The sequence below is a fragment of the Methylocystis sp. genome, from assembly GCF_050246715.1.
Classification (GTDB): domain Bacteria; phylum Pseudomonadota; class Alphaproteobacteria; order Rhizobiales; family Beijerinckiaceae; genus Methylocystis.
Genome location: NZ_JBFWVN010000050.1, coordinates 1 through 24,319 on the forward strand (window position 1 = coordinate 1; position 24,319 = coordinate 24,319).

Sequence of the window (24,319 nt, forward strand, 5' to 3'; positions counted from 1 at the left end):
AACTTCCGCCGCCTGCTCGCATGGCTGGCGCTTCTGTGGGCCTTGTTCCTGAGCGTCCTCGACGACGCCAACGCCTCAAATCGCCGACTAATCGCCGCTTAAATCGCGTTCTTCACGGGCGACTAATTCTTGTTGGTTTGGGGAAGTTTGCCCGGGCTGAGGGTCGAGCAGTTTGGTGCACCTAAGCCCGCTTAAACTGGCGCAAGCTCAGCGTCAGAAACGCTTCTGCTGTGTCCTTGCGCTTCGCTGCTGCCACGCTCGCGCGCGACACGCTCAGCTGGGGACATTTCACCGTCGGGAGGGAGACGCCAAATTCGGCATCGAACCAAACCTCGACTGCTCGTGTGACGTGTGATCCGCTCGCCGCAATGGCAAGTAGAACAAACAGCGAACACGATACTTTGGCGCGCCGACCCCGCCCGCGTCGCCCCCTGTCATAACAGTCCTCAGCCTGGCTCTTGAGTTTACGCACCACAGGCATTGGAGCCTCCATGTTACGATTGCGCAAGCTCAGCGTCAGAAACGCTTCTGCTGTGTCCTTGCGCTTCGCTGCTGCCACGCTCGCGCGCGACACGCTCAGCTGGGGACATTTCACCGTCGGGAGGGCGTTTCGGAAAGAACCGATCACCAATAGCGTGCCGCTATCCGATTCGGGAACTCTGATCAAGCCTCAAGCACGGCCGTGTTGTCACGCAGATCATAGAAATCCACAGACAAACACCGCCACCAAGATTCCTTGCGTTCTCTCAGAGGTGTTGCTTAGGCGCGAGCGTTTCACTCGCGCCTGTAAGTCGAATGCGGCGCCGCGCTTTCGCGCTCTCAAAAAGCTCATGCTCAGCTGCATCCGGAATGACAGGTCACTTCCGTGATCACCGGCTTTGTTTCGCCCACCGTGAGCACGTCGATCACGACGCCCTTGCGCTTCCACCGGAAGATGCAATTGCCCAAGCCGGTTCCCGCGCAATTGACGGTTTCGGGCCGTCCTTTGCAGCGCGGATCATCCTTCTGGCAAACAAAGCCGTCCTCGGGCTCATGGACCGGCTTCCAACCCTTCTTCACGAGAATCTTGCGCGCCTTGGCGTAAGGCTCGTCCTTGGGGAAGCTCGGGATCTGGGCCAGAGCGCTGGAACAGAGCGATATGGTGACGAAAATGGCGGTCGAAGCGAAAAGCGCTTTCATCAATGTCTCTACTTTTCGAAATCAATCGAAAATAAATATTGCCGCCCTTGCGCATCGGGCAAGAGCCGCTTTGTCGCTTGAAAAATCCTGAACCGCGGGACGACGCGGCCTGCCCTGTCTTAAGCGCTGCCAGTTGAAATCGCGGCCCGCCGCGCCACTTGTTTCCGTTGCGGGGCGCCAAAATGCGGCATCATCAATTGGCGTATGACTTCTTCGACGATCCGGTCGACTGGGCGTTCGCCGCGCTCTTCGCCATGCTCGCGCTCGGCGCCTGGGGATTGCGGCTGTGGGAGCCGTCGATCGGCGGACCGCTGACCAATCTCTCGCTGAACTTTTCAGCGCTCGTCCTGATTCTGCTGGCCGCGCAATATCTGTGGCGCGCGGCCTTCCCAAACTACCCGTTCAGCGCCGGACCCGGGTGGCGGCGGTTGACCGCCTATCCGCTGCGTCAGCTCCTTTATGCGGTGGGCTTCCTGCTAATCGTCAGCGGCGTATTCGAAGCGATTTTCAGCGGCGCTTCGTTTGACGTCGTGGGGATTTCGGGCGGATCGCCCGGTTTCACGGATGAGAGCTTCGCCGGCGTCGCGCGCGCCTCCAACCAGATCGCAGCCGTCCTGCTCCCGGCGGCCTTGATCGCTTATCTCGGCCTCATCGTATTGGCCGGACCGGCGCGGCGGACGATCTCTACTGCTCTGGTCGCCACGGCGCCGCCAGGCGGCGTGGCGACGCTTTCGCCGGAATCGGCGCTGATTGGGCAAGATCTTGCGCGTCGCATCCGCCTCATGGGCTGGATGGGATTCTGGCTGGATTTCGTTCTGGCCTTCCTGACCGCGCCGCTGCTCGCCTTTGGCGCGGTCGGTCAGTCGATCAGTTCGACCATATGGGTCAGCGATCCGATCCACTGGGGCTATTTCGGGCTTGTCCTGTTGTTCGCGTCACTCCTTATCGATTTTTTCTCGACCGTCGCATCCGGACGGCTGATCAGCGATCCAGAGGGGGCGCTCGCCGCCGACCAGCCAGCGGCCCTGTGGTTTCTCGGAGTCGGCTCGCTCGTTAATGTATTGGGCGCAATCGTGTCGTTTATCGGCGTCGGTCTGAGCATCGCCCTTCTCGTCGCCAAGACCGTTTCCCAGCCGCCGGGGATCGCGATCACCGATCCAGACAAGATCGTGCGCGCGCTGGACATCTTCGTCTTAATGGCGAACTTTAATTTGTTAGTTGCTCATTTCATTGGGGCTGGAGCCTCTGTCTGGCTCAGCATGGAAGCGCTGAAAGCTCGACACAGATTCGCGATCGCATCGGCCTGAGGCGCCTTTTTGGAAAATGCCGCGGCCAGTCGAGGTCGGGCGATGCGACGCTTGAAGCATTAATCTTCGTAAACGATTTCGCCCCCGACGACGGTCGTTCTGACCACGCCCTGAAGCAGGGCGCCGTCGAAAGGCGTATTCTTACAGCGCGAATGGAGCGCGGCCGGATCGACGACAAAAGGCGCATCGGGATCGAAGCGGACAATATCGGCGGGCGCGCCTTTTTCCAGTCTGCCCTGCGGCAATCCCAAAATCTCCGCCGGGCGCGAGGTCATCGCGCCGAGCAGGCGGGGAAGCGTCACATCGCCCGAGTGAACGAGGCGCAGGCCGGCGGCGAGCATCGTCTCGACGCCGATCGCGCCATATTCGGCCTCCGCGAAGGGCAGGCGCTTCGTCTCCACGTCCTGCGGATCATGGTCGGAGACGATCACGTCGATGAGGCCTTCGCCGAGCGCCGCGACGAGCGCCTTGCGCTCGTCTTCATGGCGCAGCGGCGGCCGCAACTTGAGGAAGGTGCGATAGTCGCCGATGTCGTTTTCGTTGAGCGTCAGATGATTGATCGAGGTCCCGCAGGTCACGGCCAAGCCCTCGTCCTTGGCTCGCCGCAAGGCGTCGAGAGACAAGGTCGTCGTCACGATCGCCGAATGGTAGCGCGCGCCCGTCAGGGCGACGAGCCGCAGGTCGCGATCGATCATGATCGCCTCGGCTTCGCGCGGCGCGCCGGAGAGGCCAAGCCGATGCGCGAATTCGCCCTCATTCATGACGCCGACGCAGAGATCAGGGTCTTGCGCGAAATGGATGACGAGCGCGTCGAAATCGCGCGCGTAGGTCAGCGCCCGCCGCATCACCAGCGCGCTTCTCACCGCGCGGGCGCCATCGCTGAAAGCCACTGCGCCCGCTTGCTGAAGCAGGCCGAGTTCGGCGATCTCCCTGCCCTCGCGGCCTTTGGTGAGCGCCGCCATCGGCGCGACGCGCACCCTTCCGGTGTCGCGGGCGCGACGCAGGACGAAGTCGACGACGGCGGGGTCGTCGACCGGCGGCAGCGTCGCCGCGGTCGAGACCAGCGTCGTCACCCCGCCGGCCGCGGCGGCGAGCGTCGCGCTGGCGATCGTTTCCCGATGTTCGGCGCCCGGCTCGCCGACGAAGGCCTGCATATCGATGAGTCCGGGCGCGACGACCTCGCCCGCGCAGTCGAAGAGGCGCGCGCCGTCAGGCGCGTCGGCCGGCCTCACAGACTCGCCAAGCTCCGCGATGACGCCGTCACAAGTAACGAGGCCGCCCCGCCAATCCCGTCCCGAGGCGGGATCGATCAGCCGGGCGTTGTAAAAGAGCAGCGGCGCTGGAGCTTGGGGCGGCGACATGGCGCTTGCTTAGGCTATTTGTCGGGGGTTGCAAATGCGCCAGCCGGCAAGCAGGCTTGACCTTTTGTCCCAAGCGCCTAGCTACGGCAAGATGGGAGCGTGAAGCGCGCCGCGCGCCCGGGGGCAGCGTATGCGTTCCCTCAGCATTAGTGAGTCCTCTTTCGCTGCGAACGCGGCGCAAGCCGAAGGACGCCCCGATCTCACCACGATGATGGCCGCCGCCTTCGACGGAATCGTCGTGCTCGACGAGCGCGGAACGGTGCGCTCCTTGAACGCCGAAGCGGCGGCGCTATTCGGCTACGCGCCAGATGAAGTCATTGGCAGGGACTTCGGCATGCTGACGCCCGAGTCGGAGCGCAGCTATCGCGATTGTCTGCGGCCTGGAGCGCCAGGCGTTTGTCGGCGCATCGACGGTCTGCGCAAGGACGGGTCCGTCTTTCCAATGGAGCTCGGCGTCAGCGAAATCGCCTGCGAACAGGGGAGCCTCTTTATCGGGTTGATCCGCGATCTCAGTCAGCGCCGCCGTTTCGAACAGGGGGTTCAGGAGCTTCAGGCGAACCGGCTTGATTTGATCGAAAACATGGCGGCTGGGCTGGCGCATGAACTCAAGCAGCCTCTGGCGGCGATCGGGGCCTATCTCAATTTCGCCCGGCGTTATTTGAACGAGGAAAACCCTTCCGTCGAGAAGGTTGCCGAAATACTGGACAGCGCCGACGCGCAGATTTTCCGCGCCTCGGAAATAATGGACAATCTTCGCCAGTTCATTGCCCGCGGAGAAACGGCGAAAACCCCACAAAATTTAAACGACGTCATCCGAACCGCCTGCGAATTCACCGATGCGCTCGCGCGGCAACATAATGTCATTACGACGGTCGACCTCGCCGCCTCGCCGGACCTGGTGGTGATCAACAAGGTTCAGATTCAGCAAGTGGTCGTCAATCTGAAGCGGAACGCCGTCGAAGCGATGCAGAATTGGAGCCAACGAGAAATGCGGGTCTCGACTTGCGTTGTTGAAGGCAACCTCATTCGGGTCGATGTCGCCGACACTGGTCCTGGCCTGCCCGAGGAAGTCCAATCCAGGCTCTTTGCGCAATTCACGACGACGAAGCCTCATGGTCTCGGCGTCGGGCTCTCGATATCGCGTTCGATCATCGAAGCGCACAACGGGAAAATCTGGGCGGAGCCCAACCCCGGCGGCGGCGCGGTCTTCAGCTTCGTCTTGCCGCTGGCCGACGCCTGACGGAGCAGCGAGGCCCAACTCTCATTGAGAATAATGCTGTCGACTGGCGCAACCGGGCGTTTCGCGCCCGCCATTAACTGCGCATAGAGGTTGCGGCGTAAGCTTTCGGCAAGGCGAATGTGGATAAGCGGGGAGGAACTGCTATTGTTTCACCGCGCGCAAGATCACGTTATCTGCATTTGGGTGGAATCGCCCATAAGCAGATAACGTGATCGATTCCAAAAGCTTAGAGTGCGCTTTACGCGAAAAGCCGGTTTCCGCTTTTTCGCAGCGCGCTCTACGTCTCGAGCGTCACTGGAATCTTTGGGAGAGAGAGCTTCGTGCTGAGCTTCGAGAACGTCGGCTTGCGTTATGGCGTCGGCGCCGAAACCCTTCGCGACATCAATTTTCAGATCGCGCCGCGTTCGTTTCAATTCCTCACCGGTCCGTCCGGCGCGGGCAAGACCACCTTGATGCGCCTGATCATCATGTCCCTGCGACCGACGCGCGGATTGATCAACATTTTCGGCAAGGACACGGCGGCGCTCAGCAATGAGGAGGTTGCCGAGACGCGCCGCGGGATTGGCGTCGTCTTCCAGGATTTCCGGCTTCTGGACCATTTGACGCTCTATGAAAACGTCGCCCTGCCCTTGCGCGTGCTCGGCCGCGAAGAGCCGGGCTATCGCGCCGAAGTGACCGAACTCTTGCGCTGGGTCGGCCTTGGCGAACGCGCGCATGCGCATCCGACGATCCTTTCAGGCGGCGAAAAGCAGCGCGCCGCGATCGCCCGCGCGCTGATCTCACAGCCCAAACTGCTGCTCGCCGATGAACCGACAGGCAATGTCGACCCCACGCTTGCACGGCGCATCCTGCGCCTGTTCGTTGAGCTTCACAAAGCTGGAACGGCCGTCATCATCGCAACCCATGACTTGACCTTGATGGATCAGCATGAGGAAGCGCGACGTCTCGTGCTCGCCGACGGCCGGCTTCACATTTTCGAATAAGCGGACGATGGACGTGATGCAATTTTGGTCCCCGACCCGCCGTGATGCGCCCGACATTGACGTCGACGCCGAGGAATTTCCGTCGCAGAACGCGCTGGTGCCGGCGGACTCGGTGCCCGGCCGTTCGCTCGTCATCGTCATTGCGATCATGACGTTTCTCGCCGCGCTCGCCGCGAATGTCGCCATTCTCGTCGCCGACGCCAGCGTTGAATGGCGCAGCGACATCGCGCGCGAGGCGACTGTGCAGGTGCGTCCGACGCCCGGCCGCAACATTGAAGCCGACGTCGCCGCCGCGGCCGAGGCGATGCGCCAGACGCCCGGCGTCCGGGAGGCGCGAGTCTACGCGCAGTCCGAATCGGAGGCGCTGCTGACGCCTTGGCTCGGCGAGGGGCTGGACCTTTCGGAGCTCCCGACGCCGCGGATGATCGTCCTAAAGCTCGAGACTGAAAATCGGCCGGATTTCGACAAGTTGCGCATGGAGCTCGAACGCGTCGTCCCCAACGCGGCGCTCGACGATCACCATGTATTTATCGAGCGGCTTGGCGACATGGCGCGCGCCGCCGTGGCGACCGCCGCCCTCATCTTCATTCTGATTCTCGCCGCCATGGCCGTCGCCGTGGCGTCGGCGACCCGGGCGGCGGTCACGACCAATCGCGAAATCGTCGAAGTGCTGCATATCGTCGGCGCCGCAGACGCATTCATCGCCCAGGAATTTCAGCGCCGCTTCATGGCGCTGGGCTTTCGCGGCGCGCTGATCGGCGGCGGCGGCGCGATCGCCTTCTTCGTCCTGGCGCAATTTCTGGCGCATCGATGGCGCGCCACTGGCGGCGGCGAGCAGATGGAAGCGATGTTCGGCGATTTCTCGATCGGTCCCAGCGGTTTCCTGGCGATCGTGCTGCTTGTGGGCGGGGTCGCGACGCTCACCGGCTATCTGTCGCGACACATCGTGTTGCGCCATTTGTGGCGTCTCGGCTAGACCGGCGCCAATAACATCGGCGCCAAAATCGGACTATAGTCGCGTCAGAATCGGGTTTCGCGCGTTTAACGGCATGGGCGAAGGATTGCAAAAGTGACGACTCCCCTAAGCCAGGGCGAGAGCAATAGGTTGAGCGCCGTCCGCAAGGCCGCCAGCGCGATCTTCGCCGGCGGCGCTCTCGTTAGCGCGGCGTTTCTTTTTGGCTTTGCCGGCTTCGCAGTGTCGCTGCCGCGCGAGGAATTCGCCATTCCGATACAGGCGGAGGGGGTCGTCGCGCTGACCGGCGGCTCGGACCGGGTGCTCGACGCGGCGACCCTGCTGGCGAACGGACAGGCGCGCCGGATGCTCATCACCGGCGTCAATCGGGCGACCCGCAGCGCCGTCATCGCGAAAATATTGCCGGTGTCGCGTCAGCTATTCGATTGCTGCGTCGATCTTGGCTACCAGGCGCTCGATACCGCCGGCAACGCCAAAGAAACGCGCGCCTGGGCGCGCCAGCACAACATTACCCGCACGCTCATCGTCGTAACCTCGAATTACCATATGCCGCGCGCCCTGGTCGAAATCTCGGCCGCCCTGCCGGATGTCGAACTCTATCCGTTTCCGGTCGTCAGCGAGAATATCGATGTCGCGGACTGGGTGAGCAATCTCCGGGTCGCGCGCTTCATCGGCAAGGAATATGTGAAATATCTCGGGTCGCTGTTGCGAACCAAAGTCCTTAGAGAGTTCGAAGATTCGGAGCCGCCACCGCTCCTTCGCCATAGCGTCGCTTCGGCGGCGCACGATCCCGATTGAGTTTCAGGGCAGTTCTTCGCTATGACAAGGGTCGACACAGGCCGCAAGACGGCGACCTCTCGACCCGACCCATAATCTCCGTTTTCAGGCGGCAGCGCCGGCGCGGTCGGTGTCGAACTGCAGTTTCGCCAGCCGGGCATAAAGACCGCCGGCGGCGATCAGGCTCGCATGCGTCCCTTGCTCGACCATGCGTCCGTCATCGATGACGACGATCCGATCGGCTTCGAGCACGGTCGCGAGACGATGGGCGATCACGAGGCTGGTGCGCCCCTGCATCACGTCATGTAGCGCCGCCTGCACCAGCGCCTCATTTTCGGCGTCGAGCGCCGAGGTCGCCTCGTCGAGGAGTAGCACCGGCGCGTCGGCCAATATTGCGCGCGCGATGGCGAGACGCTGGCGCTGGCCGCCCGAGAGCGTTGTGCCGCGTTCGCCGAGCAGCGTGTCATAGCCCATCGGCAGCGCCATGATGAAGTCATGCGCCTGGGCGCGCTTGGCGGCGGCGACGATTTTTTCGCTCGACGCCTCTTCGCGGCCATAGGCGATATTTTCGGCGACGGAGAGTCCGAAAATCACCGGATCCTGGGGCGCAAGCGCGATCGCTTTGCGCAGCGCCGCCGGATCAAGGTCGCGCAGATCGACGCCGTCGAGGGCAATCGCGCCCGAATCTACATCGTAGAAGCGAAGGAGCAGCGCAAAAGTCGTCGATTTGCCCGCTCCCGAAGGACCGACAAGCGCGACCCGCTCGCCGGGTTCGACGACGAGCGAGAAATTCTGCAAGGCGGCCCGGTCAGGCGCGGTCGGATAGGCGAAGCGCACATGATCGAAGGCGATGCCGCCTTTCCAGCGCGCCGGCGGATGAACCGGGCGCGGCGGCGCTATAATCCGCGGCTGAATGGCGAGAATGTCGGCGATGCGGCCCGCGGCCCCGGCGGCGGCGGAGAGTTCGCTCCAGGTCTGCGAAAGCTCGCCCAACGAACTGGCGCCGAGCACCGCATAAAGGACGAACTGCGACAGAACGCCTGAGGTCATGCGTCCCGCGAGCACATCCTGCGCGCCGAGCCACAACACGCCGACGACGCTGGTGAACACGACAAGAATGGCGCCGGCGGTCACGAAGGCGCGGAGCAGCGTCGCGGCCTGGGCGGCATCATAGGCGGATTCGACCGCGCGGGCGAACCGCCCCGTCGTATAGGCCTGCGCGCCATTGGCCTGCATCGCTCGCACAGCGGCGAGGTTTTCGCCGGCGTAGGCAGAGGCCTGGGCCAGCGTGTCCTGCGCGTGACGCGAGCGGCGGCGCACCGCGCGGCCGGAACCGATCAGCGGCAGGACGATGATCGGAATCGCCGCAAGCGCCAGCCCCGCAAGCTTGGGACTAGTCGCGACCATCATCACGATTGCGCCGAAGAACATGAAGAGATTGCGCAGGGCGACCGACGCCGACGAGCCGAAGGCGGATTTCAGCTGCGTCGTATCGGCCGTGAGCCGCGAGAGAAGCTCGCCGGTCTTCGCCGTGTCGTAGAAGGCGGCGTCGAGAGTCGTGAGATGTTTAAAGAGATCGGCGCGCAGATCGGCGACGACGCGCTCGCCGAGCGTCATGACGAAATAATAGCGGGTGCCGGAAGCCATCGCGAGCGTCGCTGCGACGGCGATCATCGCGCCGAAATAGGCGTTCACCGCTCCGGCGCTGTCGGCGGAAAAGCCATGATCGATCATCCCGCGCACGGCGAGCGGCAGAGTGAGGGTTGCGCCCGCCGCCATGAGCAACGCTATGAAGGCGAGGACGATCGTTCGCTTGTAGCGCAGCGCATATGGCAGGAGGGGCCGGAGAGGAGCGAGAGTGGCCTTGAACCCGCGATCAGGTTTGCGAGCCACCGGATCGGCGGGATCGACGTCAGAGTTCTTTTTCGTCATCGTCAGCGGGTATAGCGTCCGTCTTCGACGAAAACGAATTTGGGCGGGTGGTTCGCAACCGAAGCGCGATCACAAAAGCGCGTTGAAAACGAGATTTTGCTTGTCTCCTTAAGCCGACCAAATGACACGAGCGATTGAATATGATTATATATCATATAATTACATACGCGACATCCTGTCGCATCCGTGATTGACTCAGCGCCATCTTGTGCTAACCTCCGCCTGCGTCGAAATGACGCGCCCTTTTGGGATGAGAACACGCCGGGCGAACAAGGCGCGACTCAGGGAACGAAAATTAAGAGGAGTGAAGAATAATGGCTAAAGAACTCGAACTCACCACGAACGTCTACGTTTTCGCCGGCATCGGCGCGGTCATTCTCGGCGGTCTCGCTTCCGTCGCGCTTGGCGGCATGGCGAACACGATCGCGGCTGCTGTCGTCGGCGGTCTCGCGGGCGGCTGCCTCGGCCTGTTCTTCTAATCTAGCGCGAATTGCGAGGCGCGGAAAGTTTCGGCCTTCCGCCCTCGACGCGAAGCCGGCAGTCCCAAGGACTGCTGGCTTCTCTGCTTTTCGACGCTGCTTTTGACTGTTGACCCGATCTTTCAGGGCCGTCACAGGGACGCCGTGGTCGCGCTCGCAGGCCAGATTTCTCGCGCCCGTTCGCGCAGAACATATTTGCGTATTTTCCCCGTCGAGGTCTTCGGCAGCTCGCAAAAGACGACGTGGCGCGGGCATTTGAAATGCGCCAGATGCTGACGCGTCCAGTCAATTAGCTCCTCCGCCGTCGCTTCTTCGCCGTCCTTCAGTTCGACGAATGCGCAAGGCGTCTCGCCCCATTTGTCGTCGGGAGCGGCGACAACCGCCGCGGCGCGAACCTTGGGATGGCGAAACAGCGCATCCTCAATCTCGATCGAGGAGATATTCTCGCCGCCCGAGATGATGATGTCCTTCGAACGATCTTTGAGCTGGATATAACCGTCGGGATGGCGCACGCCTAAATCGCCTGAATGAAACCAGCCGCCGTGGAACGCCTTGTCCGAGGCGCCCTTGTTTTTCAGATAGCCTTTCATGACCACATTGCCGCGAAACATGACCTCGCCCATCGTCACGCCGTCGCGCGGCACGGGCTGCATCGTATCGGGGTCGATCACATCGAGATCTTCGAGAACGAGATAACGCACGCCCTGACGCGCCTTCAGCTGCGCCTGCGCGCCGCCGTCGAGCGAATTCCAGTCGTCCTGCCACTCGTTGACCGCGGCGGGCCCGTAAGTTTCGGTCAATCCGTAAAGATGCGTGACTTCGAAGCCGGCGGCCTTCATGCCGGCGAGCACCGACTGCGGCGGCGGCGCGGCGGCGGTGAAGAAGCGCGCCGTTTGCTTCAACGGCCTCTTCTCCGATTCGCTGGCGTTGAGCAGCGTCGACATGACGATGGGCGCGCCGCAGAGATGCGTGACCCCATGTTCGGACATCAACTCGTAGATATGGCCCGCGCGCACCTGACGCAGACAGACATGCATGCCGGCGTTGACCGAAATCGACCAGGGGAAGCACCAGCCGTTGCAATGGAACATCGGCAGCGTCCACAGATAGACCGGATGGCGGCCCATGTCGCCGGTGAGCACATTGCCGAGTGCGGTCAGATAGGCGCCGCGATGGTGATAGACGACGCCTTTCGGATCGCCCGTGGTGCCGGATGTGTAATTGAGCGAAATCGCGTCCCATTCGTCGCCGGGCGGAGTCCATTGGTAATCAGCGTCGCCCGAAAGCAGGAATTCGTCATAGTCGAGAGAGCCCAGCCGCCCGCCGGGCCCGTCGAATTCCGGATCGACATAGTCGATCATCAGCGGCTTCGTCTTGGCGAGCGCAAGCGCCTCGCGAATGACGCTTGAAAATTCCCGATCGACGATCAGCGCCTTGGTCTCGGCGTGATCGAGCGTAAAGGCGAGGATCGCAGCGTCGAGCCGGGTATTCAGCGTGTTCAGCACGCCGCCCATCATCGGCACGCCGTAATGGCATTCGAGCATCGCCGGCGTGTTGGCGAGCATGACGGAAATGGTGTCGCCACGGCCCAGGCCAGCCTTTTCGAGCGCGCTGGCGAGCCGCCGGCTGCGCCCATAGAAGTCCCGATAATTGCGCCGCAGCGGGCCGTGAACGATGGCGATGCGCTCGGGAAAGACGGCCGCCGCCCGCTCCAGGAAGGTGATGGGAGTCAGCGGCTGGAAATTCGCGGGATTTCGTTCGAGGTCGCGATCATAAGGCGAGTCGGTCATCCGGCGAGTCCACGATCATAAAAGGGCGCCGCGCGCCGGTTAGCGAACGAATTTAATCGCCGCAAAGACGAATCCCGCGAGGCCGATTTGCGTCACGACGAGCCAGCGAAGAATTTCCACTCGCAAATTCGCTGCCGAGGTTTCGATCTTGGCTTCGAGTCCTGTCTCGACCTCGCGGATTTGCCGCTGCAGGTCGTCAATATCAGACCTCGTGGCGACGGAATCCCTCAGAGCGGCGTCCAGCGCCTCTGCGTGGGCGCGCGCTTGCCCCTCTTCGATCCCGCCATGTCTAAGGCGATCGACATAGGCGAGCCGGTCGAAAGTGAGCGCGGAAGACCTCATCGCCAAAGGATACGCGCGAGAATGAAGTTGAGCAATCTGGCCACGTTTCCGACTAAGGCGCTATTCGCCGAAATCGACGTCCTTCAGCCGGCCAAACACGCGATCGGCGTCGAAATTGTCTTCTTCTTCGGCAGGCGCCGGCGGGGTCGCCTTGCCGAAGACATCCTCAGTCGTCGCCGGTTCGGGCCGCGGACTGGTGGTGACGCTCGCGGGCACCAGCGTCTGTCCATGATCCTCGACCGGCGGCTTGTCCTTCGCCGCGCGGTTGACCTCAAAGTCGAGTTCGATCTGCGAGCACAGTCCGAGCGTCACCGGGTCCATCGGCGTCAGGGCCGCGGAATTCCAATGGGTGCGCTCACGGATCGCCTTCAGCGTCGTCTTTGTGGTGCCGACGAGACGCATGATCTGGGCGTCCTTCAGCTCGGGGTGATTGCGCACGAGCCACAGGATGGCGTTCGGGCGATCCTGACGGCGCGAAAGCGGCGTATAGCGCGGACCGCGCGCCTTCTTGACTTCCGGCACGACCACTTTCGAGACCGAGAGATGAAGACGATGGTCGGGGTTTTTCTCGCCCTTCTCGATTTCCTCGCGCGTGAGCTGGCCCGACGTGATCGGATCATGGCCGCGGATGCCGGCCGCGACCTCGCCGTCGGCGATGCCCTTCACCTCGAGCGGATGCAATTTGCAGAAATCGGCAATCTGATCGAACGACAGCGACGTGTTTTCGACGAGCCAGACGGCCGTGGCCTTCGGCATCAGCGGGGCGTTGGTCATCTTGGAAACTCCTCGATCGAGACACAGCGGCGGCGTCCGGCGCCGCGCCACGCGGCGCTAGCGACCCACAGAACGGCCGTCCATATTGGGATGCCGCCTATATAATCTGCATCCGCCTAAAGCGCAATCAATCCGTCGGCGCCACCGCTTCCGCGGCGCCTCGATTCGGCCCATGCTTACGCCTGTTCGCGCGCATGGACCGGACGCAGTCCACGCAAATGCGCCGGCAGCAGTTCGCCGATCTCCGCGCCTATGTCCGCGCCATAGCGATGGAACATGAGCCCGAAGACGATTAGCAGCACGCCGATCCCCGACAGCGCGAAGGGGAAGAGGATCGAATCTTGAAAAACGCTGCTGGCGAGATAGCCGAGATAAATCGTGACGCCGACCGCGCCGAACACCGCATAGGCCCGACGCATGAGGAACACTGACAGGAAGATCAACGCAACGTTGATCGCGCAATAGAGCGCCTTGCCCAATTCATCGCCGCTGTGCTGCGAAGTCAGACCGCCCCAGAAGGCCATCAGGCCAAAAAGATGCAGCCAGAAGGCGAAATCGCCGCCGCGCCAACGCTTGAGATCGACGAGCCAGGCGACGGCAAGCACCGCGAGGCCGAAATACATGCTCACGCTCGCCCGCTGATCCCACGAAAACTCCTGCACGCCCATCAGCCAGGGCGTCAGGTCCATCGACATGAACCACAGCGAGAAGGCGATGATCATGACGAGAAACGGGAACGGAAAGGCGAGCAGCGCGATTGAGGCGGCGCCGATCGTGCCCAGCTCCATCGGCAGCCAGCTCGATTTGATCCAGACGTAAAAATCACCGTAGGGACGCGCCTCTCCCGCCGGACTGACGCCAAACATGGATTGCAGCGCGAAGATCGCCAGCGGCGCCATGCCGACCGCGCAAGCGACAAGCAGACCGCCCGGCGTGCGCAGATCGCGCTTCTTCCATAGATAGGCGCCGGCGAGAGTAAATAAGACGGCATAGACGATGGCCGTGACGAGCAGCGCCTTGTCGCCCCAGAGGCCGAAGGCCGTCGTCGAGAACATGCCCATGGCGCCGAGCACGATCAGCGCACCGGCGTACCAGAGCACATTGACGACGTCATAGCGCGGCGCCTGGGACGCCGCTTCCGCCCCGGCAGCGCGCCCCGACGCCAGAAATTGCGACAGCCGTTCGAATGTCTCGGCGTCGATCGCGCCGGCATCACGCGCGGCCGCGATATCATCAATGGTGAAACGGAATTTCATGACGCTGCTCCTTTACGGCGGCATTCAACATGGCTCGCCGCAAAAATATTTGTGCAAACGCACAATAGCGTAGCCCTTCCCGGCGGATTTGACAGCACCCGCCGCTTACGCCCATCTAACCGCCGGCGCCTCCTGAGCGAAGGATGAAATGCAACAGCGAACGTCGGGCCTTACCTATGCCGAAGCCGGCGTCGACATCGACGCGGGCAACCGGCTCGTCGATCTGATCCGTCCCGCGGTTCGTTCGACGCGGCGCTCCGGCGCCGACGGCGAGATCGGCGGCTTTGGCGGCGTGTTCGACCTCAAGGCCGCAGGATTTTCCGACCCGGTGCTGGTTGCGGCCAATGACGGCGTCGGCACCAAGGTGAAAATCGCGATCGAATCCGGTCTCAACGACACGATCGGAATCGATCTCGTCGCGATGTGCGTCAACGACCTCGTCGTTCAAGGCGCCGAACCGCTCTTCTTTCTCGATTACTACGCCACCGCGAAACTCGACCCGAACGCCGCCGCGGCGGTCGTGAAGGGCATCGCCGCCGGCTGCATCGAGGCCGGCTGCGCCTTGCTTGGCGGCGAAACTGCGGAAATGCCGGGCCTCTACGCGCGCGGCGACTATGATCTCGCCGGATTCGCGGTTGGCGCCGCCGAGCGCAATCATCTCCTACCCCGCAATGTCTGCGCAGGCGACGTTGTCTTTGGCCTGCCCTCCTCCGGCGTTCACTCCAACGGCTTTTCGCTCGTGCGCAGCATTGTGAAGCGCGCCGAGCTCGCATGGAGCGCGACGGCGCCCTTCGCGCGCGATCGCAATCTCGCCAAGGCGCTGCTGACGCCGACGCGAATCTATGTGAAACCGCTTCTCGCCGCCTTGAAGGCGACGCCGCATATCGCCGCCCTCGCCCATATTACCGGCGGCGGCTTTCCCGACAATCTGCCGCGCGTGCTGCCGAGCGGGCTGGGCGTCGCGCTCGATCTGTCGGCTTTCGAGGTTCCGCCGGTTTTCCGCTGGCTGGCGACGACCGGAGAAATCGCGTCAAGCGAAATGCTGCGCACCTTCAATTGCGGAATCGGCATGGTTGTCGTCGCGTCCGCGCCCGGCGCCGGCGAGGTCGAGAGCGCGTTGCGCGCCGCCGGCGAAAAGCCTCGGCGCATCGGCGAAGTCATCGAAACTGACGGCGCGGAGCGAGTCGTTACGCGCGGAACTCTGGCGTTGTGACGCGGCTGCGCACAGCTATTCTCATATCCGGGCGCGGCTCGAACATGGACGCGCTGATCGCGGCGGCGAGAGATCCGAGCTTCCCGGCCGATATCGCGCTTGTGCTCTCGAACCGACCCGACGCGCCTGGCCTCGCCAAGGCGAAGGCCGCGGGCGTCGCGACGGCCGCGGTCGATCACAAGATTTATGCCGGGCGCGAGGAGTTCGAGCGTTCGCTGCAGATCGTGCTCGAAACTTATCGCATCAACTTCATCTGCCTCGCCGGCTTCATGCGCATGTTTACGCCATGGTTCGTCGGCCAGTGGCGCGGGCGCATGCTGAACGTCCACCCAGCGCTGCTTCCCGCCTATCGCGGACTCGACACGCATGAACGGGCGCTCGCGGACGGCGCAAAAATTCACGGCGCCACGGTGCATTTCGTCATGCCGGAAATGGACGAAGGTCCGATCGTGGCGCAGGCCGCCGTGCCGGTGCTTGACGACGACACGCCGGAAACGCTCGCCGCGCGTGTCCTGGCGCAAGAGCACGTCATCTATCCGATGGCGCTGCAACTGGTCGCGTCAGGCGCCGTTCGGGTCGAGGGCAAGCGCGTGCTCGGCGCGCCGGCGCCTGATGACGCCAGTCTTATCGTTCCCGACGCGACGCTGGCGCGCAGGAGAATTTCATGACGATCACTCTTTATTGCTTTCGTCCCGTCGCTGGCCTGCCCGACGCCTCGCCTTTCGTGACGAAGGCGATGCTTCTCTTGAAGTTGGCCGGCCTCGACTATGTCGAGGATCGTAGCGGATTCTCCAAGGCGCCGAAGGGCAAGCAGCCCTACATCAGCGACGATGGCGAATTAGTCGCGGATTCGACCTTTATCCGCTTTCATCTCGAACAGAAATACGGTGTGGACTTTGACGCCAATTTAAGCGCTGAGCAGAAAGCGGTCGGCTGGTGCGTCGAGAAAATGTGTGAGGAACATTTTTATTGGATCGTCGTCCGCATGCGCTGGATGGACGACGCCAATTTTGAACGTGGTCCGGCGCGTTTCTTTGACAGCGCGCCTGCGATCGTGCGCCCTCTGGCGAAATGGTTTATTCGGCGCAGGATCGCGAACGCGCTGTGGGCGCAAGGCATGGGCCGGCACGGCGCGGCGGAAATCGATACGCTCGGCGTGCGTGACGTCGAAGCGCTGGCGGCGCTGATGGGAGACAAGCCCTATCTGTTCGGCGATAAGCCCAGCGGCGCTGACGCGACCGTCTTCGCCTTTGTGGCCACGGTGTTGGCGCCAATGGCGGAGAGCGCCGTTCGCGACGCAGCGCTCGCGAAACCAAATCTTGTCGCCTATCGCGACGCGCTCATGCAGGCGTATTTTCCTCAAAGCGCGGAGGCGTAAGCGGACGCAAAGACCGATGGCCGGGCTCGTCCCGGCCATCCACGCAAAAACGGGAAGCCAAATGCCCGCGACCAACGCGGGCATGACGAGCCGTTAGCCGACGATCTCGTTGCCCGAGAAGAACTGGGCGATCTCCACCGCCGCGGTTTCGGGCGCGTCCGAGCCATGCACCGAGTTCTCGCCGACGCTCAGCGCATGTTCCTTGCGGATGGTGCCCGGCGCGGCGTTCGCCGGATTGGTAGCGCCCATGACTTCGCGATAGCGCGCAATTGCGTTTTCGCCTTCGAGCACCTGCACGACGACCGGTTCGGAAATCATGAAGTCGACGAGCTCGCCGAAGAACGGGCGCTCCTTATGCACGGCGTAAAAGGTTTCCGCCTGCTCGCGAGTCATGCGGATGCGCTTCTGGGCGACGATGCGCAGGCCCGCGTCTTCGATCAGCGCATTGACCTTGCCGGTGAGATTGCGCTTCGTCGCGTCGGGCTTGATGATGGAAAATGTGCGTTCGATCGCCATAGAGCGCGTCGCCTCGTCGTTGGAGAATAGTCAGGCGTCGCGCTTATATCGGGCGTCCCGCGGGGCGGCAAGCCTACAGAGCTTCGGCCTTTTCCACCTCGCTGGTTCGCGGCCCCGGCCGGAACTGCGTCGCCGGATCGTTGGAGTCCGTGCGCCAATAGGGATGGTGGAAATGCAGCACGTGATCGCCGTTATAGGAGGCCACGGCGTTATCGAAAGTTATCGTGCCGATCCGCCGCCAATTGCGGAACGTCCCCTTCTTGAATCCCGTGCGGCCGGTCACTTCGCCATCGTCGGTGACTTCGATGGTCAGGACAATTTTGCGCTTGGGTTTCGGATCGCCCTTGTCGAACATCATCGCCAGCAATTCGTCGCGTGAATCCAGTCCCTCTCCTTCAATTCGAGGATGGTTCGGCGCGAGCTTCAAGCGCATGAAGCGCGGGGCCCGGGTCGGCACGCCGGGAGGCTTGCCGAGTTCGGCGATTTCATGGAGCTGACGCTCGGTGGCGTTCTTATCGACGAGCGTGAAGACAACGCCCGCAGCCATGATGATCGGCGAGGTCGGCCAATCGTTCGACAGCGTGACGTTCGGCGCATTGAGAAATTCGACATCGTTTATGTGGCGCGTCGACGCGCCGACGAAATCGTCGATCGTGAAGAAATTCGCCGTTGGCAACGGCTCTTTATGGTCTGGGTCGGTTGTCGGGAAGAGCTTGCCGGCGATGCCCTGCCCGCGGGGCTTTCCGCGCTGCACCGCGCCGCCGTTCGAATAGCGAGCGACGATAAGCGTCTTGCTGCCCTTCTGGAAATAGCCGGTGTAGCCGCTGTCTTCGGTGATGTCCCAAAGTCCTGTCAGAACGACTCCCCAAGGGTGCACGATGCGCCTGAATCCTTTCCCGTCCAGTCCCCATCTCAGATCGCTGCGCGAATCGACCGATCGCTCAGCAGCCTCAGTGAGAAAGTGCCTGCCCTTCCACAGCTCGCGCAGCATGTCGAGAAAGGTCGGCATCACGAAGGGGAGCGGCGGCTCTCCCTCCCCGCCCCAGACCTTTTGATAGGGATTGGCGAAAACCGCGTCGCGAACTTCGCTGAATCGCGATCCGGAATAATTATTATCGCCTGCGCCCATACCTATGGCGCCGAAATCGTTCGGGTCCATCGCACGTCCCTTCATCCAATCAATTTCGAGAGCGCCGCGCTTCTCCAACACAAGGACTTTATCGGCCCTAATAGGATTGTCCAGCGCTGCTCAGCGATAAACGCCCGCGACGCCGATGAAATCTTGGGCGGCGAGACTGGCGCCGCCGACAAGCGCGCCGTCGACATTCGCGACGCGCATTAATTCGTCGGCGTTCGATGGCTTCACGGAACCGCCATAAAGAATGCGAACCCGCGCGCTCTTGTCGCCCCCAAGCCGCGCTTCAATGCGTTCGCGCGCGAAGGCGTGCATTTCGGCGACGTCGGCGGCCGTCGGCGTCAGGCCCGTGCCGATCGCCCACACCGGCTCATAGGCGACGACGATATGGCTTGGCGCATCGGCCGGCAGCGAGCCCTCGATCTGCGCGCCGACCACGCTCAGAGCATTTCCCGCCTCCCGCTCGGCGCGCGTCTCGCCGACGCAAATGATCGGCGCGAGCCCGGCGCGCAGGGCGGCCGACGCCTTGGCCTGCACGTCGGCGTCGGTCTCGCCGTGATCCGAACGACGTTCACTATGGCCGACGATGACGTAAGACGCGCCCGCGTCCTTGAGCATTTCGGCGGAAATGTCGCCGGTATGGGCGCCGCCGGGGGAGGCGTGGCAGTCCTGCCCGCCAAGACCCAAGCCGCCGCGCGCCGCAATGTCGCGCGCGAGCGCGATCAGAGTCGCCGGCGGGCAGACGATCAGTTCGGCGCGAGCGCGGAGCGCTTCGTCATAGGCGGCGCCCATCGCTTCAATCTCGGCAAGCGAGGCGCGCAGCCCGTTCATTTTCCAATTTCCGGCGACGAGCGGGCGGCGGGTCATGCAAAGCGCTCCTGACGTTCCGAATGGGTAACAGAGCCAAGACCACGCAACAATGCGCCGACAGAGCAGCCCGAACGCAGCCGCAGATGTCATTGCATCGTCATTTATTTCGATATATCTGGAATTATGGAAATAGAATCGGCTCTCGTCTGTCTCGCCGCGCTTTCGCAGCCCACGCGGCTCGAGGCCTTTCGGCTGCTGGTCCGGCATGAGCCCGAAGGCCTGCCGGCCGGGGACATCGCCCGGGCTCTCTGCGTTCCGCAGAACACGCTGTCGGCGCATCTCAACGTGCTGTCGCAGGCCAGGCTCGTCGTCAGCGCCCGCAACGGCCGCAGCATCGTCTATCGAGCCGACCTTTCGCGGCTCAATGCGCTGACGCGCTTTCTCGCCGAAGACTGCTGCGGCGGCGCGGCATGCGCGTCCGCCGACTCCCTTCCCGCCCTCAACTGTGAGGCTCCCCAATGACGGACAGGATTTATAACGTGCTGTTCCTCTGTACCGGCAACAGCGCCCGTTCGATCATGGCCGAGGCGCTGCTGCGCGCGCGCGGCGCCGGCCGGTTCAACGCCTTCTCGGCCGGCAGCCATCCGAAGGGCGCGGTCAACCCATACGCGCTCAAGACGCTGGAGACGATGGGCCTTCCCACCGAGGGCTATCGCTCAAAAAGCTGGGACGAGTTCGCCGCCTCGGACGCGCCGCACATGGATTTCGTTTTCACCGTTTGCGACAGCGCGGCGGGTGAAATATGTCCCGCCTGGCCCGGTCAGCCGATGACGGCGCATTGGGGAATCGAAGACCCCGCGGCGGAGCAAGGAACGGACATAGAGAAGCAGCGCGCCTTCGCCACCGCCTTCCTCTATCTGCGCAACCGGGTCGATCAATTCTGCGCCATTCCGCTGCATCGTCTCGACAAGCTCGCGCTCAGCGAGCGTCTACGCGAGATCGGCGAAATGGAAGGCGCAACGTCGCCGAACGCGGTCGCGAGCTGAGCCATGACCACTTTCGAACGCTATCTTTCCCTCTGGGTCGCGCTCTGCATTGTCGCCGGCGTCGCCCTCGGTCATTTCACTCCCGGCGTGTTTCGCGCGATCGGCGCGATTGAGATCGCAAAGGTCAATTTGCCGGTCGCCGCGCTGATCTGGCTGATGATCACGCCGATGCTGATGAAAATCGACTTCGCGGCGCTCGCCGAGGTCGGGCGTCACTGGCGCGGCATCGGCGTGACGCTTGTCGTCAACTGGGCGGTGAAGCCTTTTTCGATGGCGCTGCTCGGATGGATCTTCATCGGCTATCTGTTCCGACCCTATCTGCCGGCGGACCAGATCGATTCCTATATCGCCGGCCTCATCCTGCTCGCGGCGGCGCCCTGCACCGCCATGGTGTTCGTGTGGTCGAACCTCACCAAGGGCGAGCCGCATTTCACCTTGAGCCAGGTCGCGCTCAATGACGCGATCATGATCGTCGCCTTTGCGCCGATCGTGGGACTGCTGCTCGGGCTGTCATCGATCGTCGTGCCGTGGGACACGCTGTTTCTTTCGGTCGTCCTCTATATCGTCGTTCCGGTGATCGCCGCCCAGATCATGCGCAAGCGACTGCTGGCGGCAGGCGGCGAAATACGCCTCGCGAACACGCTCGCCCGGATCGGTCCCGCCTCGCTCGTGGCGCTGCTCGCGACGCTCGTCCTGCTGTTCGGGTTTCAGGGAGAACAGATCATCCGGCAGCCAGCGATCATCGCCATGCTTGCGGCGCCGATTCTGATCCAAGTCTATTTCAACGCCGGACTGGCCTATCTGCTCAATCGCGCGACCGGAGAAGCCCACTGCGTCGCCGGCCCATCCGCCTTGATCGGGGCGAGCAATTTCTTCGAACTCGCAGTCGCGGCGGCGATCAGCCTGTTCGGCTTTGATTCCGGCGCCGCGCTGGCCACTGTCGTCGGGGTCCTGATCGAGGTTCCAGTGATGCTGAGCGTCGTCTGGATCGTCAATCGGAGCAAGGGCTGGTATGAGCGCGGAGCGCTTCGATCTTCCGATCGAATCTCCGCGCCCGCCGACGTTCCCTGAAGATCAGCAGAGGCGATAGCCGTACGCCGCGAGCTGGCGGCCGGTGATGCGCAGCATCGGACCGGGCGCGCGATTGCCGTGGCGATAGACGTGTTCCATGAAGACCCGTCGCAAGGCGGGCTTGTAATGGGCGGCGAAGACCGCGGTCATGCGAGGATCGATGACTCCCCCCTCGGGGCCGCCGAACCAGGGCGCGTGAAAGCCGAAGACCGCGCCTTCGGAAACGCACGATTTGTGCGACGCCAGATAGAGCGTGCAGGAGGAATCGCATTCCGTGGGGCCAATGCGGATGCGCTCGCCCCGAGCCTCCGCCCGCGCCAGCCTGGCCTGATACTGCTCGACGCGTCCGCCGTAGTCGGGCGCCATGACGTCGAAAGCGTGAGCTGGAGCCGTCAAAAGTACAGCCGTCATCATTCCTGCAAGACCTAGAGATCGCAGCATAGGACTTCCTTTTTGGGGCGCTCGCTGGGGGCGGCCGTGCCGCCAAATGGCTGTCAGGGCTCAAACGACCGAGCGCATGTCTCGGGCCCCTCGAGAAGGGGAAGGGCTGCGACTCGCGCCTCTTCCAGCTTCAGCGTCCCATTTGTAATGCGAGCGTTATCTGAAGTGCAAGCGGGGCCTTAACTTTATAGTTAAATTTTTTTGAAGATGACGCTTGTCAGAGGCAGATTACGCCCTAGCAACGTGAACTCGACAAAACCCTAGGAAGGACAGGCCCCTACAGCGGCTGATCCACTCCCGAAGTCTGCTAAATTCAACTCCATATTCGCAGAGGAGCCAACTTGAGACTTCTGCCGTTCCGCATAGCGCTGTTCCTTCTCCTTGGCCTAGCCTATGCGTGGCTGCAATTCGCACAGCAGCACGGACAAACGCCTACACAAATCGAGTGGCGAGAAGATGGCCGGTTGCATGTTTTTTCTCGCCAGATTGTCCGCATTGCCATGAGGCCATCGCGTTTTTGAATCAGCGGCGCGGAATTGCTTACGTGCTGCACGACATTTCGAAACCGTCGAGCGAAGCGCTCTTTCAAAAGGTCGTGAAGCGCTACGGCATAGAAGACCCAGCCGTGCCGCTCATCGTGCGCGGCTCGCGCTATATCATCGGCTTCGATTCAGCGGAAAAGAGGGGGCGCGAAATTCTTGCGCTGCTTTCCGTCAGGATGCCGTCGCGCAACGCTCTGCACTATGCCTGCATCGGGCTCTATGTCGTGTTTTTCTAGCTTGACGATCTCGTCATCTTCGGACTGGCGGCCTTCGCCGTGCAGAAAATCGTCAATACCCGTTACGCTGCAATCAGCCGTACGATCGGCGGAATCATTCTAATTGCGCTTGGCGGCTGGATGCTCGCGCGTTGACAGAAAACAACGCGCGCCTCTTAAGATCCGCAGTTCAGCATGGGCCGCCAGATCTGCGCTCCGCGCAGCGCCGAAACGCCGGAAGGTGGCGCTGTTGCGAAGCCTCCTGCAGGCTCATCAAGACTCCGCGCACGCGCGCGTCGCTGACTTGCGCCAGGAGCCGCTCGTACATGGCGGCGTTCTCGATCTCGGCCTCGACGCCCGCCTTGCACGCTGCTGAGAGACTGGGCGGCGCTGGAACCCGTCCCGCCCATCTGTCCTTCGGCGGCTCAACGCCGTAGCGTTCGAAAAGGCGGAGAAGCGCGCTCGCGTGGCGTTCTTCGGCTTCGATGATGTTTACAAAGGGTCCGACCGGCCCAAACCGTTCGACGACGCTCCGGTAGGTCGCGCGCGCCTTATATTCATCGTCCAGCGCCTCGCGTAGCGCTTCGATTGTCTTGTCATCGACGTCCATCTCACATTCTCCCCTCTCAGCGACGTTTCGACTTAGATGGGCGGCGATGCGTTCGAGGCCAAGTGGGCCTCGCACGCGGGACTGCGAGAGTCGCGGTGGAAAATGCGCGCACGAGGGCGTCGATTCGTCACGGTACGGCTTGCAGCGATTGCCGCGCAGCGCGCTTGAATTTCCTAAGCGTGGCCCTATCCATCACGTAAGCGTGCAGCGCGCGCCGGACTATGCCTTTTTGTGGAGACGCGGCGATGACGACCAATGAAGAACGCAACCAGGTGCGCGAAGTCGTGGGCGTTTTCAAAGACGCCGATACGCTTCAAGCGGCCATCGACGAGTTGATGACATCGGGCTTCGATCGCGCCGAAATCAGTCTCCTCGCAAGTGAGGAAGCCGTCGACGAGAAACTCGGGCACAAATACAAGAAGGTCACCGAACTTGAAGACGAGGAGGCCGCGCCGCGCACGCATTATGTGTCGGTGGAATCGATCGGCGATGCGGAAGGCGGCGTAATCGGCGGGCTGGTGTATGTTGGCGCAGGCGCGGCGATCAGCGCCATATTCGCGTCAGGCGGCGCCTTGGCGACCGTGATCGCGGGCGCGCTGCTGGCGGGAGGAAGCGCCGGCGTTCTCGGCGCCGTTCTAGCCAGGCTGATTGGCGAGCGTCACGCGAAACACCTTGAAGAACAGCTCCGCCACGGCGGTCTGCTCCTCTGGGTGAGGACCCGGGACGCCGAGCGCGAACGAAAGGCCAAGGAAATCCTGGCGCGGCATTCGGGCCGCGACGTGCATGCGCATGTCGTGGCAGCCTAACGATTCACTCCGGCCGCTAGAGCAGTTTCTTTTCAAAGAGGCTCATATCCGGCGGCGGTGAAGTAGTTGGCGCATTCCTGCGGGGTGAACTCGTTGAACAAGGCGCCGATCCTGTTCCACAAGGCGTCGACGCTGCGCTCGGC

Annotated in this window: 26 protein-coding genes and 1 pseudogene; 14 read left to right on the forward strand and 13 right to left on the reverse strand. The window is 62.7% G+C overall.

Annotation, left to right across the window (positions count from 1 at the left end; translation table 11 throughout):
* Positions 1-834: 834 nt before the first annotated feature.
* Complete coding sequence (locus AB7I51_RS14140; RefSeq protein WP_428404936.1) at positions 835-1,179, reverse strand: hypothetical protein; 345 nt, start codon at positions 1,177-1,179, stop codon at positions 835-837.
* A 182-nt stretch (positions 1,180-1,361) separates the two neighbouring features.
* Between AB7I51_RS14140 and AB7I51_RS14145 the strand changes: the two genes are divergently transcribed.
* Entirely contained in the window at positions 1,362-2,486 is a 1,125-nt protein-coding gene (locus AB7I51_RS14145) for a DUF3611 family protein (RefSeq protein WP_428404937.1), read from the forward strand.
* A gap of 59 nt (positions 2,487-2,545) precedes the next feature.
* Here the strand turns inward: AB7I51_RS14145 and pyrC are convergent, their stop codons facing one another.
* Complete coding sequence (gene pyrC, locus AB7I51_RS14150) at positions 2,546-3,847, reverse strand: dihydroorotase (RefSeq protein ID WP_428404938.1); 1,302 nt, start codon at positions 3,845-3,847, stop codon at positions 2,546-2,548.
* Between the two features lie 130 nt (positions 3,848-3,977).
* On the opposite strand from pyrC, the gene AB7I51_RS14155 reads away from it, so the two are divergent.
* From AB7I51_RS14155 to AB7I51_RS14170, 4 genes are all read left to right on the forward strand, one after another.
* The gene (locus AB7I51_RS14155) at positions 3,978-5,087 is read left to right on the forward strand and encodes a two-component system sensor histidine kinase NtrB (protein WP_428404939.1); all 1,110 of its coding nucleotides are present in this window, start codon (positions 3,978-3,980) and stop codon (positions 5,085-5,087) included.
* A 320-nt stretch (positions 5,088-5,407) separates the two neighbouring features.
* The gene (gene ftsE, locus AB7I51_RS14160; protein ID WP_428404940.1) at positions 5,408-6,070 is read left to right on the forward strand and encodes a cell division ATP-binding protein FtsE; all 663 of its coding nucleotides are present in this window, start codon (positions 5,408-5,410) and stop codon (positions 6,068-6,070) included.
* Between the two features lie 16 nt (positions 6,071-6,086).
* Complete coding sequence (locus AB7I51_RS14165; protein WP_428404941.1) at positions 6,087-7,046, forward strand: cell division protein FtsX; 960 nt, start codon at positions 6,087-6,089, stop codon at positions 7,044-7,046.
* Between the two features lie 93 nt (positions 7,047-7,139).
* Entirely contained in the window at positions 7,140-7,841 is a 702-nt protein-coding gene (locus AB7I51_RS14170) for a YdcF family protein (RefSeq protein WP_428404942.1), read from the forward strand.
* A gap of 84 nt (positions 7,842-7,925) precedes the next feature.
* Here AB7I51_RS14170 and AB7I51_RS14175 read toward each other — a convergent pair whose 3' ends face one another.
* On the reverse strand, positions 7,926-9,752 hold the full coding sequence (locus tag AB7I51_RS14175; protein ID WP_428404943.1) for an ABC transporter transmembrane domain-containing protein: 1,827 nt from the start codon (positions 9,750-9,752) through the stop codon (positions 7,926-7,928).
* A gap of 314 nt (positions 9,753-10,066) precedes the next feature.
* Between AB7I51_RS14175 and AB7I51_RS14180 the strand changes: the two genes are divergently transcribed.
* Positions 10,067-10,231, forward strand: a complete 165-nt coding sequence (locus AB7I51_RS14180) for a hypothetical protein (RefSeq protein WP_428404944.1) — start codon at positions 10,067-10,069, stop codon at positions 10,229-10,231.
* A gap of 131 nt (positions 10,232-10,362) precedes the next feature.
* Here AB7I51_RS14180 and AB7I51_RS14185 read toward each other — a convergent pair whose 3' ends face one another.
* The 4 genes from AB7I51_RS14185 to AB7I51_RS14200 all read right to left on the reverse strand — a co-directional run bounded on the left by AB7I51_RS14185 (position 10,363) and on the right by AB7I51_RS14200 (position 14,393).
* Complete coding sequence (locus AB7I51_RS14185) at positions 10,363-12,021, reverse strand: acyl-CoA synthetase (RefSeq protein WP_428404945.1); 1,659 nt, start codon at positions 12,019-12,021, stop codon at positions 10,363-10,365.
* A gap of 39 nt (positions 12,022-12,060) precedes the next feature.
* A complete protein-coding gene (locus tag AB7I51_RS14190) occupies positions 12,061-12,363 on the reverse strand; it encodes a hypothetical protein (protein ID WP_428404946.1) in 303 nt (100 codons plus the stop codon).
* Between the two features lie 60 nt (positions 12,364-12,423).
* Complete coding sequence (locus AB7I51_RS14195) at positions 12,424-13,137, reverse strand: DUF1013 domain-containing protein (RefSeq protein ID WP_428404947.1); 714 nt, start codon at positions 13,135-13,137, stop codon at positions 12,424-12,426.
* 176 nt (positions 13,138-13,313) lie between these two features.
* Positions 13,314-14,393: a hypothetical protein gene (locus tag AB7I51_RS14200; protein WP_428404948.1), complete on the reverse strand. Its 1,080-nt coding sequence runs from the start codon at positions 14,391-14,393 to the stop codon at positions 13,314-13,316.
* A 148-nt stretch (positions 14,394-14,541) separates the two neighbouring features.
* Here AB7I51_RS14200 and purM point away from each other — a divergent pair, with 148 nt between their 5' ends.
* Genes purM through AB7I51_RS14215 form a run of 3 tightly spaced genes read left to right on the forward strand, consistent with a single transcriptional unit; the run spans position 14,542 to position 16,984 of the window.
* Positions 14,542-15,606, forward strand: coding sequence for a phosphoribosylformylglycinamidine cyclo-ligase (gene purM / locus AB7I51_RS14205; protein ID WP_428404949.1), 1,065 nt, complete (start codon positions 14,542-14,544; stop codon positions 15,604-15,606).
* Positions 15,603-16,274 (forward strand): phosphoribosylglycinamide formyltransferase, encoded by a 672-nt coding sequence (gene purN, locus AB7I51_RS14210; RefSeq protein ID WP_428404950.1) that lies wholly within the window; start codon positions 15,603-15,605, stop codon positions 16,272-16,274. Before purM ends, purN begins: the two co-directional genes overlap by 4 nt.
* Complete coding sequence (locus AB7I51_RS14215) at positions 16,271-16,984, forward strand: glutathione S-transferase family protein (protein WP_428404951.1); 714 nt, start codon at positions 16,271-16,273, stop codon at positions 16,982-16,984. Before purN ends, AB7I51_RS14215 begins: the two co-directional genes overlap by 4 nt.
* Before the next feature lie 93 nt (positions 16,985-17,077).
* Here AB7I51_RS14215 and ndk read toward each other — a convergent pair whose 3' ends face one another.
* From ndk to tpiA, 3 genes are all read right to left on the reverse strand, one after another.
* On the reverse strand, positions 17,078-17,500 hold the full coding sequence (gene ndk, locus AB7I51_RS14220; RefSeq protein ID WP_428404952.1) for a nucleoside-diphosphate kinase: 423 nt from the start codon (positions 17,498-17,500) through the stop codon (positions 17,078-17,080).
* A gap of 73 nt (positions 17,501-17,573) precedes the next feature.
* Positions 17,574-18,629, reverse strand: coding sequence for a hypothetical protein (locus AB7I51_RS14225; RefSeq protein WP_428404953.1), 1,056 nt, complete (start codon positions 18,627-18,629; stop codon positions 17,574-17,576).
* Positions 18,630-18,749: 120 nt separating this feature from the next.
* Complete coding sequence (tpiA, locus tag AB7I51_RS14230) at positions 18,750-19,502, reverse strand: triose-phosphate isomerase (RefSeq protein WP_428404954.1); 753 nt, start codon at positions 19,500-19,502, stop codon at positions 18,750-18,752.
* Positions 19,503-19,628: 126 nt separating this feature from the next.
* Here tpiA and AB7I51_RS14235 point away from each other — a divergent pair, with 126 nt between their 5' ends.
* Genes AB7I51_RS14235 through arsB form a run of 3 tightly spaced genes read left to right on the forward strand, consistent with a single transcriptional unit; the run spans position 19,629 to position 21,562 of the window.
* Positions 19,629-19,967: an ArsR/SmtB family transcription factor gene (locus AB7I51_RS14235; RefSeq protein ID WP_428404955.1), complete on the forward strand. Its 339-nt coding sequence runs from the start codon at positions 19,629-19,631 to the stop codon at positions 19,965-19,967.
* Positions 19,964-20,491 carry an arsenate reductase ArsC gene (locus AB7I51_RS14240; RefSeq protein WP_428404956.1) on the forward strand — a complete coding sequence of 176 codons (528 nt, stop codon included), beginning with the start codon at positions 19,964-19,966 and terminating at the stop codon, positions 20,489-20,491. The genes AB7I51_RS14235 and AB7I51_RS14240 overlap by 4 nt, the downstream gene beginning before the upstream one ends.
* Positions 20,492-20,494: 3 nt before the next feature.
* The gene (arsB, locus tag AB7I51_RS14245) at positions 20,495-21,562 is read left to right on the forward strand and encodes an ACR3 family arsenite efflux transporter (RefSeq protein ID WP_428404957.1); all 1,068 of its coding nucleotides are present in this window, start codon (positions 20,495-20,497) and stop codon (positions 21,560-21,562) included.
* A 3-nt stretch (positions 21,563-21,565) separates the two neighbouring features.
* Here arsB and AB7I51_RS14250 read toward each other — a convergent pair whose 3' ends face one another.
* Positions 21,566-22,003, reverse strand: coding sequence for a hypothetical protein (locus tag AB7I51_RS14250; RefSeq protein WP_428404958.1), 438 nt, complete (start codon positions 22,001-22,003; stop codon positions 21,566-21,568).
* A gap of 445 nt (positions 22,004-22,448) precedes the next feature.
* Between AB7I51_RS14250 and AB7I51_RS14255 the strand changes: the two genes are divergently transcribed.
* Positions 22,449-22,781 carry a glutaredoxin family protein gene (locus tag AB7I51_RS14255; protein WP_428404959.1) on the forward strand — a complete coding sequence of 111 codons (333 nt, stop codon included), beginning with the start codon at positions 22,449-22,451 and terminating at the stop codon, positions 22,779-22,781.
* Between the two features lie 169 nt (positions 22,782-22,950).
* Here the strand turns inward: AB7I51_RS14255 and AB7I51_RS14260 are convergent, their stop codons facing one another.
* A complete protein-coding gene (locus AB7I51_RS14260) occupies positions 22,951-23,370 on the reverse strand; it encodes a ferritin-like domain-containing protein (RefSeq protein WP_428404960.1) in 420 nt (139 codons plus the stop codon).
* Between the two features lie 245 nt (positions 23,371-23,615).
* Here AB7I51_RS14260 and AB7I51_RS14265 point away from each other — a divergent pair, with 245 nt between their 5' ends.
* Positions 23,616-24,176 (forward strand): hypothetical protein, encoded by a 561-nt coding sequence (locus tag AB7I51_RS14265; RefSeq protein WP_428404961.1) that lies wholly within the window; start codon positions 23,616-23,618, stop codon positions 24,174-24,176.
* 32 nt (positions 24,177-24,208) lie between these two features.
* Here the strand turns inward: AB7I51_RS14265 and AB7I51_RS14270 are convergent.
* Positions 24,209-24,319, reverse strand: a pseudogene (locus AB7I51_RS14270) (IS630 family transposase); the annotation flags it as partial.